Origin of the sequence: Sphingomonas sp. NFR15, assembly GCF_900103265.1 — a bacterium.
In the GTDB taxonomy this organism is placed as follows: Bacteria; Pseudomonadota; Alphaproteobacteria; order Sphingomonadales; family Sphingomonadaceae; genus Sphingomonas; species Sphingomonas pollutisoli.
In genome coordinates, this window is sequence record NZ_FMWX01000009.1 from 11,998 (window position 1) to 27,589 (window position 15,592).

Annotated in this window: 13 protein-coding genes and 1 pseudogene; 8 read left to right on the forward strand and 6 right to left on the reverse strand. The window is 63.3% G+C overall.

Annotated elements, in window-relative coordinates; translation table 11 throughout:
- Positions 1-326: 326 nt before the first annotated feature.
- Positions 327-3,362, forward strand: coding sequence for a sensor histidine kinase (locus BLS81_RS17585; RefSeq protein ID WP_093225845.1), 3,036 nt, complete (start codon positions 327-329; stop codon positions 3,360-3,362).
- Here BLS81_RS17585 and BLS81_RS17590 read toward each other — a convergent pair.
- A complete protein-coding gene (locus BLS81_RS17590) occupies positions 3,359-3,991 on the reverse strand; it encodes a response regulator (RefSeq protein WP_093225847.1) in 633 nt (210 codons plus the stop codon). The genes BLS81_RS17585 and BLS81_RS17590 overlap by 4 nt on opposite strands.
- A gap of 392 nt (positions 3,992-4,383) precedes the next feature.
- On the opposite strand from BLS81_RS17590, the gene BLS81_RS17595 reads away from it, so the two are divergent.
- Positions 4,384-4,812 (forward strand): DoxX family protein, encoded by a 429-nt coding sequence (locus tag BLS81_RS17595; RefSeq protein ID WP_093225848.1) that lies wholly within the window; start codon positions 4,384-4,386, stop codon positions 4,810-4,812.
- Positions 4,813-5,075: 263 nt separating this feature from the next.
- On the opposite strand, the pseudogene BLS81_RS21180 reads toward BLS81_RS17595, so the two are convergent.
- A pseudogene (locus tag BLS81_RS21180) lies at positions 5,076-5,337 on the reverse strand (catalase); the annotation flags it as partial.
- Positions 5,338-5,758: 421 nt separating this feature from the next.
- Here BLS81_RS21180 and BLS81_RS17605 point away from each other — a divergent pair.
- Entirely contained in the window at positions 5,759-6,589 is an 831-nt protein-coding gene (locus BLS81_RS17605; RefSeq protein ID WP_218123163.1) for an alpha/beta fold hydrolase, read from the forward strand.
- A 404-nt stretch (positions 6,590-6,993) separates the two neighbouring features.
- Here the strand turns inward: BLS81_RS17605 and BLS81_RS17610 are convergent, their stop codons facing one another.
- On the reverse strand, positions 6,994-7,755 hold the full coding sequence (locus BLS81_RS17610; protein ID WP_093226017.1) for an SDR family oxidoreductase: 762 nt from the start codon (positions 7,753-7,755) through the stop codon (positions 6,994-6,996).
- Between the two features lie 130 nt (positions 7,756-7,885).
- Here BLS81_RS17610 and BLS81_RS17615 point away from each other — a divergent pair, with 130 nt between their 5' ends.
- From BLS81_RS17615 to BLS81_RS17630, 4 genes are all read left to right on the forward strand, one after another.
- On the forward strand, positions 7,886-8,383 hold the full coding sequence (locus BLS81_RS17615; RefSeq protein WP_256326317.1) for a carboxymuconolactone decarboxylase family protein: 498 nt from the start codon (positions 7,886-7,888) through the stop codon (positions 8,381-8,383).
- Between the two features lie 480 nt (positions 8,384-8,863).
- Positions 8,864-9,403, forward strand: a complete 540-nt coding sequence (locus tag BLS81_RS17620) for a fimbrial protein (RefSeq protein ID WP_218123160.1) — start codon at positions 8,864-8,866, stop codon at positions 9,401-9,403.
- A 197-nt stretch (positions 9,404-9,600) separates the two neighbouring features.
- Entirely contained in the window at positions 9,601-10,347 is a 747-nt protein-coding gene (locus BLS81_RS17625; RefSeq protein WP_176787236.1) for a fimbria/pilus periplasmic chaperone, read from the forward strand.
- Between the two features lie 171 nt (positions 10,348-10,518).
- Positions 10,519-13,011, forward strand: coding sequence for a fimbria/pilus outer membrane usher protein (locus BLS81_RS17630; RefSeq protein WP_176787237.1), 2,493 nt, complete (start codon positions 10,519-10,521; stop codon positions 13,009-13,011).
- On the opposite strand, the gene BLS81_RS20880 is transcribed toward BLS81_RS17630, so the two are convergent.
- Positions 13,004-13,228, reverse strand: a complete 225-nt coding sequence (locus BLS81_RS20880) for a hypothetical protein (protein WP_176787238.1) — start codon at positions 13,226-13,228, stop codon at positions 13,004-13,006. The two genes, BLS81_RS17630 and BLS81_RS20880, sit on opposite strands and share 8 nt — an antisense overlap.
- Positions 13,229-13,259: 31 nt before the next feature.
- Here BLS81_RS20880 and BLS81_RS20885 point away from each other — a divergent pair, with 31 nt between their 5' ends.
- The gene (locus BLS81_RS20885) at positions 13,260-14,021 is read left to right on the forward strand and encodes a fimbrial protein (RefSeq protein ID WP_176787239.1); all 762 of its coding nucleotides are present in this window, start codon (positions 13,260-13,262) and stop codon (positions 14,019-14,021) included.
- An 87-nt stretch (positions 14,022-14,108) separates the two neighbouring features.
- On the opposite strand, the gene BLS81_RS17640 is transcribed toward BLS81_RS20885, so the two are convergent.
- Both BLS81_RS17640 and BLS81_RS17645 read right to left on the reverse strand, forming a co-directional pair.
- Positions 14,109-14,564, reverse strand: a complete 456-nt coding sequence (locus BLS81_RS17640; protein ID WP_093226021.1) for a hypothetical protein — start codon at positions 14,562-14,564, stop codon at positions 14,109-14,111.
- 153 nt (positions 14,565-14,717) lie between these two features.
- A complete protein-coding gene (locus BLS81_RS17645; protein WP_256326318.1) occupies positions 14,718-15,488 on the reverse strand; it encodes an AraC family transcriptional regulator in 771 nt (256 codons plus the stop codon).
- Between the last annotated feature and the right edge of the window lie 104 nt (positions 15,489-15,592).

Consider the following 15,592-nt stretch of genomic DNA (forward strand, 5'->3'; position numbering starts at 1 on the left):
ACCCATCCGTATGACTACCGCGGCGGGACCTTGGGCCTAAGCTGGCGTGGTGCGGGCCGCCGGGGCGTCGTGTCGGGTGACGATCTTGCGGCAGGTCCGGTCGGACCGCGTGTTGGTGCCGGGTGGCTTGCCTCTCGTGCACACATCATGAGTATAGGGCGGTGAACGGTTTTGCGCGGCGACGCCTTCGTCCTACAACAGGGTTCGTCGTGAGGGCTGCGTCGCCGCACGATCTGTCGGGAGACCGCGTTCGCGGTATCGGCGAGGCCGCGAAAGGGTGGGGTTTGTCCGGTCGCTGGAATTTGGGAACACTGCTGAGGTGGTTCGTGCTGGTGCTGCTTTCGCTCGGGCCCGGACCGGCTGCGGCCGCGGAAGAGCCGGCATCGTCAGCATTCGCCGCCTACACGCATCAGAAGTGGGGCCGCGAGCGCGACGCGCCCAAGCAGATATATTCCGTAGCTCAGGGGCGCGACGGATATCTCTGGCTCGCGACCACGCAGGGCCTCTACCGCTTCGATGGCGTCCGGTTCGAACGTGTCCGAGCGCCGGACGGACCAAGCAACGGCCCGCCGTCGGCCGTCATGGTGACGCGTGCTGGCGACGTCTGGACGAACTTCTCGGAATCGCATCGGTTCGCCATCTACCGGGGTGGGCGTCTCAGGACGCTGCCGCCGTCGCCCGCGACACACCGGGTCTCCATCATGCGGGAGGGGCCCGACGGGTCCATCTGGGTGCTGACGGACGCCGAGGACGAACCGCTGCTCCGCTACAAGGGCGGCAGGTGGCGCGTCTACGGTCGGGCGCAGGGAATCCCCACCGGCAACCCCTTCGACATGGTTGTCACGAAGGATGGCATCGTCTGGCTCACCCATGCCGAGACGGTCCTGAGACTCGACGTCGCACGCGACGCGTTTTTCGGGTTCGCTGGCCGGGACGCGACGATCGCGCGCCTCTCGATTGATCCCGACGGACGGATCTGGCTCAGCGACCAGCTAGGAACCCACCCGATTACCGGTCGGAACGGACGCGGCGCGCCGCCTCGGCTGCGGGTACCCTACGCGACGGACAAGCCCCAGATCCGGGGCTTCACGATGTTCGATCGGGCAGGCAATTTCTGGATGGGGACCGAGTATCGCGGTGTCCAGCGGATCACGCGACCCGACCCTCGCGGTGCGAGGACAAGGTCCGAGGCAGGCTCGGTGGTCGAGCGATTCACGACCCAGAACGGTCTAACGTCGAACATCACGCATAGGCTCTTGCAGGATCTGGAGGGCAACATCTGGGTCGGCACCGAGAAGGGCGTCGATCGGTTCCGTTCGGCCTCCGTCGTGACCGAAGCGAAACTCGACGATCCACACGTGTTCGGCGACATCCTCCTCGCGGCGCGCGACGGCAGCGTTTTCATCGCCCAAGCCAAGAATATCTATCGCGTGCCGCCGGGCGCACGGCCTGTGCGGATCCTGAATGCGGGGATCCTCCCAAGCACAATGTGCGAGTCGCCCAACGGCGAGATCTGGATCACGCTGGATAACCAGGTTGTGGTCTGGCGAGGTGGTAGGATAGTCGGCCGCAGAGCCGACGTGCCGACCTTTACCACCCTCTACGACTGCGCCTTCGACGCTCGCGGCGACTATTGGATCAGCGCCGCGCGGGGCGGACTGTTCCGCCTTCGTGGCGATCGGTGGGAGCGTAAGTTCGGGAGGACGGGTCTGGACTTCCGACCGCGGTCGATGCTCTCGGATGCGCAGGGGCGTGTGCTGGTCCAGTGGAGCTACCGCACGCTGCGCTACGCCACCTCGTCCGGCGAGATGGCCATCCCGTTCTCGATCCGCGATCCGCAGCCGGTCACCCTCTACGTTCCGCCAAGGGGTGTGACGGCGGCAACCCTCTACGTCGGCGGTCCGCTCGGGGTGGCGCGCCTGGTCGGTGCCCGGTGGCAGTGGCTGGGGAAGGACCGGGTGCCGAGTCTCGTCGACGTGAACGGCATCGTCGTGACACGCGACGGCGACCACTGGTTCGCGGGCAGCGCGGGCGTTCTCCGAATTCGGGCGTCAGAGGTGGACGCGGCCTTCCTGACCGCAGGTCGACGGCCGAAGGTAACGCATTTCGACGAGGACTCCGGTCTTCGCAGCATGCCCCACGATCACAGCCGGCATTCGATGGTGCAAGGCGGTGACGGCCGGCTCTGGAGCGCCACGCAGGGCGGCACGTCGTGGATCGATCCGGCGAGGCTCAGTCGGAACCCGTTCGCGCCCAAGCTGTCGATCCGGGCGGTCCGCGCCGGCCAGCGGATCTTCCATGACCCGAAACACGTGCGGCTCAAGGCCGGCCAGTCCGACGTCGAGATCGATTTCGCGGTGCTGAGCCTGTCAAACCCGGATCGGACTTCGGCTAAATACCGCATGGATGGCCAGGACGCGCGCTGGATCCCGAGCGGGCATCGCCGCGAGGCGTTCTACACGAACCTGAAGCCCGGCACCTACCAGTTCAGGCTGGTCGCTGCGAACGAGGATGGCGTGACGAGCGCAAACGAGGCGTCGGTGACTATCGAAGTCGTCCCCACGTTCGTGCAATCGATCTGGTTTCTGGTCGTGCTCGCGGTCGCGACCGTTCTGATCATCTGGTTTCTTCTGCGGCTGCGTGCCCTTCAGGTCGCATCGCAGATGCGCGTCCGGTTGGAGCAGCGTCTGATTGAGCGCGAAACCATCGCCCGCGACCTGCATGACACACTCCTCCAGGGCGTGCAGGGATTCGTGTTCCGCGTCCAGGCGGTGGCCAACCGGCTCGCGGCCGGCAGCGACGAGCGCAAGGCGCTGGAGCAGACGCTCGACCGAGCGGATGAACTCGTTTCGAAGGGCCGCGATAGCGTGCGCGACCTCAGGGTGAACGACGGACGGAACGACCTGCGCTGGACGCTGCAGGAAGCTGTCGACGAGGCGCTTCTGGACGACGCCGTCGACGTCCAGATCACCGAGATCGGCACCCCGGAGACGATCCACCCACTCGCGCTGAAGGAGATCAAGGCGATCGTCGGAGAGGCGCTGTTCAACGTCGGTCGGCACGCGGGTGCGAAGGAGGTTGAGCTGGTGGCGAGCTACGGGCGACGGACTTTTCGGCTGCGTGTGCAGGATGACGGCCGGGGCATTCCGGACGAAGTGCTCGGCAGCGGGAGCAGGGACGGCCACTTTGGCTTGGTCGGAATGCGCGAGCGGGCGGGCATTATCGGCGGAAGGCTCGCCGTGCGTAGCTCGAAGGGGGAGGGGACCGAGGTCGTGATCGATGTTCCGAGTGCGGTTGCCTACGACAGGCTCGTCCGCGGGCGGTCGTGGCTATCAAGGTTCTGGTTCCGCCGTGACCGCTAGAGTTCGAGAAAGCCCCGGCGCGTCGCGGTGATCGCCGCCTGGGTGCGGTCGGTGGCGTCCAGCTTGAAGAAGACGTTCTTGAGCGCGACCTTAACGGTTTCGGTTGAGACGCCGATGTTCTTTGCAATTTCCTTGTTCGTGAGGCCGCGGGCGACCATCCGCATGATCTTGATCTCGCGGCCGCTGAGGTGCTCGCTCACCGGGTGCTGCTCGAAGTCCTCCAGTATCTCGTTCTGGACGTAGGTGCTTCCTGAGTGAACCCGCCTGATGGCATCCAGCAGCTGAGTCCGAACGCCGCTCTTGAGCAAATAGCCGCTGGCGCCGGCTCTGAGGAGAGAACGCGCGGGAACGTCCCCCTGGTAGTTCGTGAGCACAATGATGCGGCCGGCGGGAAACTCGTCGCGGATCGCGATCACGGCGTCGAAGCCGTTCATGCCGGGCATCTGCAGATCCATCAGGGTGACGTCCGGCCGCAGTTCGCGGTACCGTTCCAGCGCCTCGATCCCGCTGGACGCCTCGCCACACAGTTCGATGTCGTTCTGACCGCCGACTAGCGCCGATATGCCGTCGCGAAGCAGCGGATGATCGTCCACGACGAGAATGCGAATAAGGGAATTCACGGCAACCATAGCACCCGTCTCACCTTCTCTCTCGGGCTTGTGCCTGTCTAACTGCAATCCGTTCTCCAAGCGACCGGATTAAATTTCCGACCGCCACCCACTTGGGTATTCCAAAGCTCACGGTCTCGATCAAATTCTCCCAGCGCCGCTAGCTGTGGTCCGTATTGGCGCGGTGAAGGGGGCGCGGATCCGGTCCGAAATGAACTTCGCCATGATCTCGCCGCGGATGTCTCGCGAACATCGGCTGGGGCAGATGTGGAGATGGCGGCAAATGTGCGGATGACGCGTAGCACCTTGATGCGCGTGGGCGTCGATCGCGGCCGTTCTCGTGTCGTTCGGCCGCAAGCCACCCTTGGTGCCAAGCAACGCCCGCGAGGTCGCAGGCAGGATAGGAGCCGGAGATGAATTCGAGTTCGACGGAACGCGCGAGACGTTTAAACCCGGAAGCGACAGCGTTGACTGATGCACTGGCGGTGGTCGGCCGTATCGCCATCGCACCGCTATTCCTGCTGAGCGGGATAGCGAAGCTGACGAACCCGGCGACGTTCCTGGCCTACATCGGGTCCGCCGGCCTACCTTTTCCAGCGGGAGCTCTCGGCGCGGCGATCCTTATGGAGTTGATAGGAGGAGCGCTGCTCGTTGTCGGCTATAAGACGAGGGTGGTTGCCGCCATGGTCGCGGCGTTCACGTTGCTGACTGCAGTGGTCTTTCATCACGACCTTGCCGACCAGACCCAGTTCCTGTTCTTCTTCAAGAACGTGGCAGTCACTGGCGGGCTGCTTCAGATCGTGGCGTTTGGCGGCGGCCGATGGAGCATTGATCGCAGCTGATAAGATGGCCCGGCTGCGCGGTTGAATATGGGTTATGCTCAGATCCTCCGGGGGAGGCGAGCGCCATCCGGACGATCCGGGGTACGGGTCGCTCAGCATTCGCGCGCCCTGGCCACCATCGTTGCGGTGCGTGCGGCGGCGTTCGTCAGGTTCGCAGGTGCCTCCTTGGTAATGGCCGCATCGACCGTGCGGACAGTGGCCTTCGCCATTTGACCATCGGTCAGGCCGCCGAAGTCAGGATTCTTCAACAATGCTGAAGCGGTGTCGCGCTCGGCCTCCGCCGCGCCGCGTTCACCGGCAATGGTCCAAAATCGCTGGAACACCTCGGTACGCTTGCCAACCTGCGAGAACAGCTTCCTTGGCATGCATGCGCCGTTCCGGGATCGCTTCGCGGTCGAGATGGGTGAGCTTCTCGAGCAACCACACATCCTGCAACAGGGCCGGCCCGCGCGGCCCGGCGGTCATGATGTTGATGTTGTCGACAACCGGGGCGCCCGCCGCGTTCGTCAGGTCCTTACGGCCCATGAAATCCTCCTGTGTTCAAACGGGGCCGCGCGTTCGGTCTTTCGTACGGTGACACGGCACCGGCATACGATTGGGATCAGAGTCTAGGATTGGCTATACGAAGGGCGAACCTCGTTCCGTTGCGCCCTCGACCTTGGTCCAAAGCGACCCATACCTAAGCTCCTCTCCGGCTCGCAGCGTGTCCGATTGGGGCACGGTTCCTGCCGCGCCATAATTGCGGTTATCGGAGGCGTCTGCCTTCCGATCCAAACCGTCAGGAGGGTTCATGCCGAACCATTCAAGATCGAGATCGGTCGAGATCGACCGCCGTGATCTGCTAGCCGGAGCGATCGGCGTTGTCGCTGCGGCAAGCTTGCCGTTCGCAGCCAACGCCAGCACTCCCCCCAGCCGCGCCCCCGCATATCGCAAGAGGACAGATACAATGAGCTACGTGACCACAGCCGATGGCGTAGAAATCTTCTACAAAGATTGGGGTCCCAAGACCGCCCAGCCGATCGTCTTCCATCATGGCTGGCCGCTGAGCGCGGATGACTGGGATGCACAGATGATCTATTTCCTCAACCAAGGCTTCCGCGTTATCGCACATGATCGCCGCGGTCATGGCCGGTCGAGCCAGGTCAGCGATGGCCATGACATGGATCATTACGCTGCCGACGCCGCTGCGGTGACTACGCATCTGGATCTCCGCAACGCCATTCATGTCGGCCACTCGACCGGCGGGGGCGAGGCGACCCATTATGTCGCGCGCCACGGAAAGGGACGCGTCGCCAAGCTCGTACTGATCGGCGCGGTGCCGCCGATCATGCTGAAGACGGCGAGCAACCCGGGCGGCCTGCCAATCGAAGTGTTCGACGGCTTCCGCGCGGGAATCGCCAAGGATCGCGCGCAATATTACCTCGATATCCCGAGCGGTCCATTTTACGGATTCAACCGACCTGGCGCGAAGCCCATCCAAGGAGTGATCGAAAATTGGTGGCGCCAGGGCATGATGGGTAGCAGCAAGGCCCATTATGACGGCGTGAAGGCCTTCTCCGAGACGGATTTCACCGAAGATCTCAAGATCATCGACGTCCCGACGCTCCTCATGCACGGCAGCGACGATCAGGTCGTGCCGATCGCGGACAGCGCCATGATCGGGATCAAGCTGCTCAAGCACGGGACGTTGAAGGTCTACGAAGGCTTCCCTCATGGGATGGCGACGACCCATGCGGACGTCATCAACCACGACCTGCTAGCCTTCATCACGCGATGACACTCGGCGGGAGGCCGCAGTCCGATGCGACCGCGGCCTCCGTTCGCACTCCGGATTACGCGATCGTCCTTCAGAACTCAGATCGAATGTCCGTACGCCTCTCGCCGAATGGGTGAATGACACATTCGCTGTACTCAAGCCCTGTTGGTCCAACTCTCGACCCACACAAGGCTAAGTACCAGCAACGTCTGAGACGCTACCGGCTCTCTGCGGGCAACGAGAAGCACCGCGGTGCGAGTTCGCCGATGCGGTTGGCAGGGTGTCCATCGGCAGTTCCGTTATCGCCACGACCCGGCGCATCGCTGGCTGCGTACCTCATCAGCGCGGTCGCGGCAGCGCTATAGCGCGCATTGCCCGGCGGCAGCGGTTGCAAGTCGGCGGCGCGTGTGAGCGGACGCTCCGGCTCATGCTGGCCGCTCCTGCGCCTGAGCGGTGAGCCAAGTCTCGAAGTGCGTGGGTGCGATCCGTGCGTCGTCGCGCGGAACCAGCGTGTGGTCGTCGGCGGGCGCGCCGAAGTAATCGCGTTCGGTGGTCACCACGATCCGACGCGGATCGTCGCGCGCGCCAAGCCAACTGGCGGTAAATTCAGCCAGCGGTGCGCGCTCCGGCCCCGCGACTTCGACGATGCCGTTCGCAGGGCTAGCCACAGCTACGTCGGCGAGCAACGCCGAGACATCGGCGGCGGCGACCGGTTGAAGGGCGATGCCCGGCAGGTGCACGGCGTCGTCCTTCGTATAGCCGTCCGCGATAGCCGACAGGAACTCGAAGAATTGGGTGGCGCGCACGATCGTGTAGGGAACGCCGCCGGCGGCGATCAACTGTTCCTGCGCGAGCTTGGCGCGGAAATAGCCCGATGCCTGGAGACGATCGGTGCCCACGACCGAGAGCGCGACGAGGTGGCGCACCCCCGCGTCGCGCGCCGCTTCGAGCACGTTGGCGGTGGTGCCGCGGAAGAAGGCCAGCGCTGCTTCATCCTCGAACGTGGGGGCATTGCTGACATCGACCACGACCGCGGCATCCGTCAGCGCTTGAGCCAGGCCCGCGCCGGTCAGCGCGTCGATGCCGGTGCTTGGTGAGGCGGCGACGACGTCATTGACCTTGGCCCGCAGCAGGCCAACGAGGGGCCGGCCGATCAGTCCCGTGCCGCCGATGATAACGATCTTCACGTTCACGTCTCCCATGCAAGTGCCTGCCTGCATGACGAAGGTGGCGCGACCAGTGTGACATGGAACGGCGCCGGCACCGAAAAAATGCGCGCCGGTATGTCACGGCGCACCCGCCTGCCTCGTCAAGCCGATGAGCGCGCCGGTGGTCGGCGCCCATGACGAGGAAAGCATCATGTCCGAGGTGAAGCGTTTGAATTGGTCTGAAATCGCGCCAGAGGGGGCCAAGGCGCTCTTCGGGATTCATCAGTATGTGACGCAGAAGACGAACCTTCCCGAAGAGCTGATCCACCTGGTTTTCCTGCGTGTTTCGCAAATCAACGGCTGCGCGCATTGCATCGACATGCACACGCGCGATCTGCTCAAGACCATGCCGATCGACAAGGTCGCGTTGATCCCGGTCTGGGCGGAGGTGCCGCATCTGTTTTCGGACCAGTATCGCGCGGCGCTGGCCTGGGCTGAAGAGGTGACCAACGTCAGCATTACCCACGCCTCGGACGATGCATATGCGGCCGCGGCCGCCGCTTTCGTGCCGAAGGATCTGGTCGATCTCACGCTCGTCATCGCGGCGATGAACGCGTTCAACCGTTTGGGCGCGCCATTCCGCCTTCCTGTTGCAGCAAAGCCATGAACCGGCGGGGGCGGGCGCATCCCCTTGCTCCCGCCCCCGGCAGCAGGCGACCCAGCCTCTTTCGGTGACCCGTGATCGCCAGGTGGCTGCTTCCGACGCAAGCAGCGCCGACCAGGCCGTCATTCAGCATGGCCGCGTGCCATTATGACCAACCGCCCGATCGGCATCGTCGAATATCGGCGATACTCCAGAAGGTGCGCGAGATCGCGGCACTGCCCCTTCGTAACGTGGCACTCGAAGTCGATCAGCAGATCACCAATTCGGTCCTTTTTTGGCGTGAACTACTTAGTACAACCTAATATCATATCGACCAATCTCATCGCAGGAGCTTGATGAGGATTTAAATCCGCAATGGATATATTCACTTTTTTTTAGGTAGATTCCCTAATGTCAGTATGCGGAAATTTCGCGTCTTTAGGATACTGTCTATCGGAATATGTTATGTTGCTGGCACCCCGATAACATGGAAGGAGGAAGGTCATGTCTCGTAAGTCGATTTTCATACCTATATCAATCGCCATGTTTGTTCTTTGCTCCGCTCCGGCCTATGCATCCGATGGAACAATCACGTTCACCGGGTCGCTTACGGCTACGACCTGCACGGTTGCTTTGAATAATGGAACCGCCAGCGGTACGGTGGTACTTCCAAACGTATCGACCAGTGTTCTGAAAGTCAGCGGCGACGTCGCTGGCGCCACCAATTTTCAGTTGGATTTGAGCAACTGCACGGTCAGTTCAACTGTGAAAGCCTATTTCGAGGCGGGCCCGACCGTGAACACGGTGACCGGCGCCCTCATCAACGCCGGCACTGCGAGCAATGTAGAGGTGCAGCTCGTGACCGACGGGGGAACGCCGATCGCCATCGGCAACTCCGGCCAGGCGACCTCGACTGGTGTGACGATCACGGTTCCGGGCACCACGTCGGGCGCCCTCAATTACGTCGCGCGCTATCGTGCGAAGGGCGTAACGACGGCTGGCACGGTGACGAGCTCGGTGACCTATTCGCTGACCTATAGCTGATCGCGAATTGCGCCATATCGGAGCCAATTTCCGGGTAATCGATAGTCGGCTCCGACTGCTCCGCCGTGCGCACGACATCGACGATGCGTGCCATGCGGCCACCACGCTCGGGGACCGTGCGTCGTACGACGCGATCCGAACGCCCGGCCGTTTGCCAGCACATCTCGCAAATCCGGAGGCTTCCCATGGCTCGCCGAATGCCGTTTCGCGCCTGCCGATCCGCCGCCCTGCTCCTGTGCGTCAGCGTCAGTCCGGGCGTTGCGCAAGCGGGTGTGGTTATCAACTGTACCCGCGTGATCTATCCGGCCAATCGCAAGGAAGTCTCGGTCAACCTGCGCAACGTCGGCGAAGCGCCTTCGCTCGTTCAGGCCTGGATCGATGCCGGGGAGGGGAGGGCGGAACCGGCGAACACGAGCGTACCCTTCGCGATCGTCCCACCGCTTTTCAGGCTTGATCCGACCAAAGGGCAAACCTTGCGCATCATGTACTCGCAGGCGGCTTTGGCAGCCGATCGGGAAACGGTTTTCTGGCTGAATGTGCTGGATGTCCCGCCGCGCGTCCCGGTCAATCCAGACGCACCAAATCGCCTCGAAATGGCGTTCCGCCACCGCCTCAAACTTTTCTTTCGCCCGACTGGACTGCGGGGCAATCCGGCGGACGCGGCCAAGCAAATCGAATGGATCTTGACGCGCAAGGACGGCAAGCTTGCAATCGAGGCGCGTAACCCGACCCCCTATTTCATCTCGCTCACGAGCGCGACAGTGACGCTCGGTGCGCCAATCGCCGCGCTCGCCCCTCCGATGCTGGCGCCGTTCTCAAGTTCCGTGCTCGCGCTCGCGCAGACTGCCGCCGGTCTGCCCGGCACTGCCACCGTAACGTATAGCTTCGTCAACGATTTCGGCGGCGTCGTTACGGGCGAGGCGACCGCCAGGACGGCTGCGTGATCTCCCGCCATGCGCCGCGCACCCATCGGCCGGAGAACGCGTCGGACCAGGGCAATCGCTGCGGCTGTCGTGCCTTTGGCCAATGCGCTGGCCTTATCGAGCGGTGCCCGCGCCGCATCATCGGCCGTCCCCGCGTCTCCGCCCGGCGCAACCGCTCCAGCCTCACCAAACGTGCAATTCAATGCCGATTTTTTACGGGGCGGCCTCGGGCCAAATACCGACCTCGCCAGGTTCGAAAAAGGTAATCCCATCGCCCCCGGCGACTATCTGGTCGATCTGCTCGTGAACGACACTCTCGTCGGGCGATTCAACGTCCGTTTCAACGCCGAACATCCCGGCGACAGTGCCCAACCCTGTATCGATCGGATGTTGCTCGAAAGGATCGGGCTTACGGCCGCTCTGATGAATGGCGCTGCCGTTACGCAGGCGCCCGGTGGGTGCGTCGACCTCAAACGGATTTCGCCGGACGCCACGGTCAATTTTGACCTGGGCACGCTTCAGTTGGCAATCGGCCTGCCCCAGGCGCTGCTAAGACGCACGGCGCGAGGCTATGTCGCCCCCCAATATTGGTCAAAGGGCATACCCGCAGCCGTCTTGGCCTATGACGCGAGCCTGTTTCGCACCGCGAGCGCGGGTCGCGTCACCACCAGCATGTTCGCGGGGCTTACCGCTGGAGTGAACATCGGCGACTGGCATTTTCGGGACCGGTCCGCGATCAGCGCAACGAACGGTTCCTGGCGGTTCCAGACGGTCGCCGCCTTCGTCCAGCGCGATCTACCCGCGATACGCGGAAACCTGGTTATTGGCGACAGCTTCACCGATGGCCAGGTGTTCGACAGCGTGGGCTTCCGCGGGATCTCACTGTCGAGCGAAGATCGCATGCGGCCCGAATCCCAGCAGGGCTATGCCCCGGTGGTGCGCGGAATCGCCCGGACCAACGCGCACGTCCGTATCACCCAGGACGGCAATGTGTTGCTGGAAACGAACGTGCCACCGGGACCGTTCACGATCGATGACCTCTATCCGACCGGATATGGCGGCAATCTGTTGGTCCAGGTGCTGGAAGCTGACGGAACCCAGCAGAGTTTTTCGGTACCCTATGATTCGCTGGTCCAGTTTTTGCGACCCAAGATCTGGCGATATAGCCTCGCGGCGGGTGATATCGCCATCGGGGGCAGGCGCACGGGCAATCATTTCGTTCAGGCTGCCCTCCAATATGGCTTCGCCAACGGTCTGACCGGCTATGCCGGACTGGCATTTGCCTCGGGCTATGCCACGGGCCTTCTGGGCACCGCCGTGGAAACACCACTGGGCGGGTTTGCCTTGGACGCCACGCTTTCCAAAGGGCAGTCGTCCCAGCAAGGCTATAGTCTCAGGCTGGGGTATAGCTATGTCATCCCCGGCCTCGGGTCGCACATCGCGCTCGCCGCATATCGCTATTCCTCTCACGGCTTTCGCTCGCTGACGGACGCGGTGCTGGAGCGCGATCTTCTGAAAGGGCGGCACGCGCTTGGGGAATTTCCGCGCGAGCGCAACCGCTTCCAGGCGAATGTGACACAAGCGCTCGATCACGGTTGGGGCAGCTTCTACCTCAGTGGGTCGCTCACCAATTTCTGGAACCAGCCGGGGACGAGCACGCAACTCCAGGCGGGGTATAACAACCGGGCGCGGATCGGGCCGACCAACCTCGACTTCGGTCTCGCGTTCGCGCGGCAGCGCAACGAGACCATAGGGCAAACCGACGACCGCGTTTTGCTGTCGATCGGCTTCGCGCTCGGGCGCAGTGCCAATGCACCGCGCGTCACCGCCAGCGTTGCCCCCACCTTCACCAACGGGCGAGGCGACACCAGCGCCCAAATCACCCTGAGCGGAACCCAAGGCTCCAACAACGAATATTCGTATTCGGCCAGCGTTGAACAATCGCCCGGATCCCGCTCGATCAGCCTGGGCGGCGGTATGCGAGCGCGTTTCGCCAATTTGTCCGCCGGTTTCGGCGCCGGCACGGGCTTCACGCAGTTTTCGCTGGGCGCGAGCGGCGGGATCGTGGTCCACTCGGGCGGCGTCACGCTCGCCAACCAGATTGGCGACACCATCGCGCTGGTCGAAGCGAAGGGCGCACGCGGCGCGACGGTTTCGTCCGGGAGCAACGTGCGGATCGACGGCGCGGGCTATGCGGTCGTCCCCTACCTGATGCCTTACCGGCTCAACGAGATCGCGGTCGATCCGGCGGGCACAGGGCGAGATGTCGAACTCGCGGTTACGAGCCAGCAGGTCGCGCCGCACGCCAATGCAGTCGTCAAACTGAAATACGATACCGTGACGGGCACCGCCGTCTTTATCACCGCCCGCCTGACCGGTGGCGGGTTCGTCCCGTTCGGCGCAAGCGTACTCGACGCCCGACAGACCGAAATCGGCTTGGTCGGCAGCGACGGCGCGATCTTCCTGCGCGGAATTCCGGCAAGCGGCACTCTCGATGTCAAATGGTCGGACTCCCCCGACGCGCGGTGTCGGATCGTTTACAGCTTGCCTCCTGCCTCGCGCACGGCGCCGGATGCGGCAGTTCGCATGGAGGTGCCGTGCCGGCCAATAATGCCGTCGGAGACGGATGCCAAAAGCGGCGGGCATCCGCCGCGCTCACCCAAGGCGTCGGAGGACATCAAATGAGCAACCGAACGGGGGAGGGCCGGGCCGTTTTTGACAGGATGGCGCGTGTTCTGGGGGTTTTGGCGCTCTTGGCGAGCGCGTTGTTGTGGAGCGCTCCCGCCGGCGCGGTCTCGGTCGTGGTCAGCCCGGCATCATTGCCGCTCAGTCCCTCGGGGCCGTATTCTGCCGCGCGGGACAAGCCGGTAGGGACCGTGATTGCCACATCGAGCGCGATCATTTCCGCGACCGATATCAGCGGCACCTGCGTGGTGACCGCGCTGATCCTGTCGGGGGCCGCCGCGAACGGAGATATTTTCACGACCGGCGTCGCGGGACTTGGGGTGAAGCTCTACTATTACAACGGTTTGACCCGCGTGCAGCTCGCGCCGAACATTCAGGTCAGCGTGGCGGCAACGCTGTCTGGACCCGGAACCGTAAGCACGGTGGAAGCAGAGCTGGTCGTGACCGGCCAAGTCTCTTCAGGCACGCTCAACGCGCTGCCATCAGTCAACCTGACCTTCCTTGCCGCCGGCGCCGGCTGCGGGGTGGTCACACTGGCCGACAAGACGCTGACCGTGACCGCAGGTAACGGCACCGTCACCGCGTCGAGCTGCGTGGTCACCAGCCCGGCGATCGCAGTCGGCTTGCCCACAGTGTCCACCCAGCAGCTTGACGCCGCCGGAAAAACCGCGGGACTGACCCAGTTCACGATTCCGCTCAACTGCAGTTCTGTGACCGCGGACGTCTACGTCACGTTGACGGACGCGACAGACGCGTCGAACACCACGTCGTTGCTGACCCTGCAGCCGGCCGCGACCGCCGGCAACGTGAAGCTGCAAATCCTGCGAAACAACGGCACCGCGGTTTCCTACGGCCCGGATGCCGCGACTGCGGGGAATACCAACCAGTTCTTCGTCGGGCCAGCGAGTACGGTGAGCAATATCCCGCTCGGCGTGCAATATTACAGCACGGGCGTCGCGACCGCGGGATCGGTGCACGCGGCGGCAACCTTCACGATGAGCTACCAATGATCTCGATCTATGCTTTTCGAGTACAAAGCCGCGGCGGCGAACGGCTCATCCGCCAAGGGTTGCGCGAACTGCCGCTCAGCCTCAACCTCACCCGCTTGACCCATTGGTTTTCAACAGCGCCCGTAGCGCTTCGATGTTCGCTTTGAACGCCGCTTGGTCTTCGGGCCGATCCGACGCGCTCAGCAACTCCAGATCCTGGCGCAAGCGCTGAATGCGATCGACGGCGGCTTCGTGCTTTATCCGATTGATCCTCGTCGCCAACTCAGAGATCTCGATGAAGGCCTTATTGCTGTCGCGATCGGGCTGTGTTTTGACCAGCTCGTTGACGGCGTCCAGCAGCTTTCCGATCTGTCGGCCGTAGCTTTCGTGTGCGAGGATGATCTGTTCGGTTTGGGGCGCGCTGGAGTTTTGCTCGTTTATCGTGACGCTACCAAAAGACCAGCCCGAGTTGACCGACTGCCAGAGTTTTTGTGGTGCAAACGCGGCCGAAATCCAGGGAAACCAAATATTTGCCCAGAGATCGGCAGAAGCGGGCTCGGTCATCTCGGCTCCGATCTTGATACGGTGCGAGTCATTCGTTGACATATTGAACCATCGTCGGCCGAACTTCCAGTGCCTCGAGGATCTGCTGAACACCGTGCCTACTGGCCGAGATGATCCGGACCGTTGTCCCGCTCGGCTTCCGGATTGAAGCATCTATGGCCGGTTCTCTCGCCGGGCGGTGAAAAAACGGGCGGGCGTAGTTCCCAGCGCCTTCTGGAACATCGTTATGAAGGCGTTGACCGACTCGTAGCCGAGTTCCGCTGCGACGCCTTGCACGGTCGCGCCGCCTGCCAGTTCGCGAAGCGCGGTGAGGAGGTGGAGTTGCTGGCGCCAGCGACCAAAGGTGAGGCCGGTTTCCCGGATCAGCAGGCGTGACAAGGACCGTTCGCTCATTGCCACGCGCTTTGCCCATTCCGCCTGCGTGGCGCGATCCGACGGGTTGGTCGTCAGCGCATCGGCGATCGTGCGGATTTTCGGGTTGCTCGAGACGGGCAGGTTGAACCGCTCGTGCGGCATCTCGGCCAGTTCGTCGAGCAGCACGCGGGCAAGGCGCGCGGCATGGCTGTCCGGCGGATAGCTATCACCGTCCACCGCCAGTCGATCCATCATCGCGCGGATCACCGGGGTTACCGACAGCGCGCAGCAATGGTCCGGCAGGTGCGCCGCACCCGGCTCGACGAAGAGGTAGCTGAGACGCGCGTTCGGCGTGGCGCGCGCGCTATGCGACGTGCCCCCGGGAATCCAGATCCCGCAGTTCGGCGGAACGATCCAGAGCTGGTTGTTCGCCACGCAGGTGACGGCACCATGCAGCGCCAGGATCATCTGTCCCTTGCGGTGCGCATGCGCAGGCACCTCCGCGGCATAGTCGGCGAAATCGAGATTGCGCGCGACTGCAGGCCTGTCGGTCGCGTCGGGGTCGAACACGGCAATGGCCGTTCGGGGAGAATGCATATGATTGACCGGATTTAGGGACTGATTGGCCAGATAGCGAATTTATAGAACTCTGAGAATCGTTATCAACAAGCCAA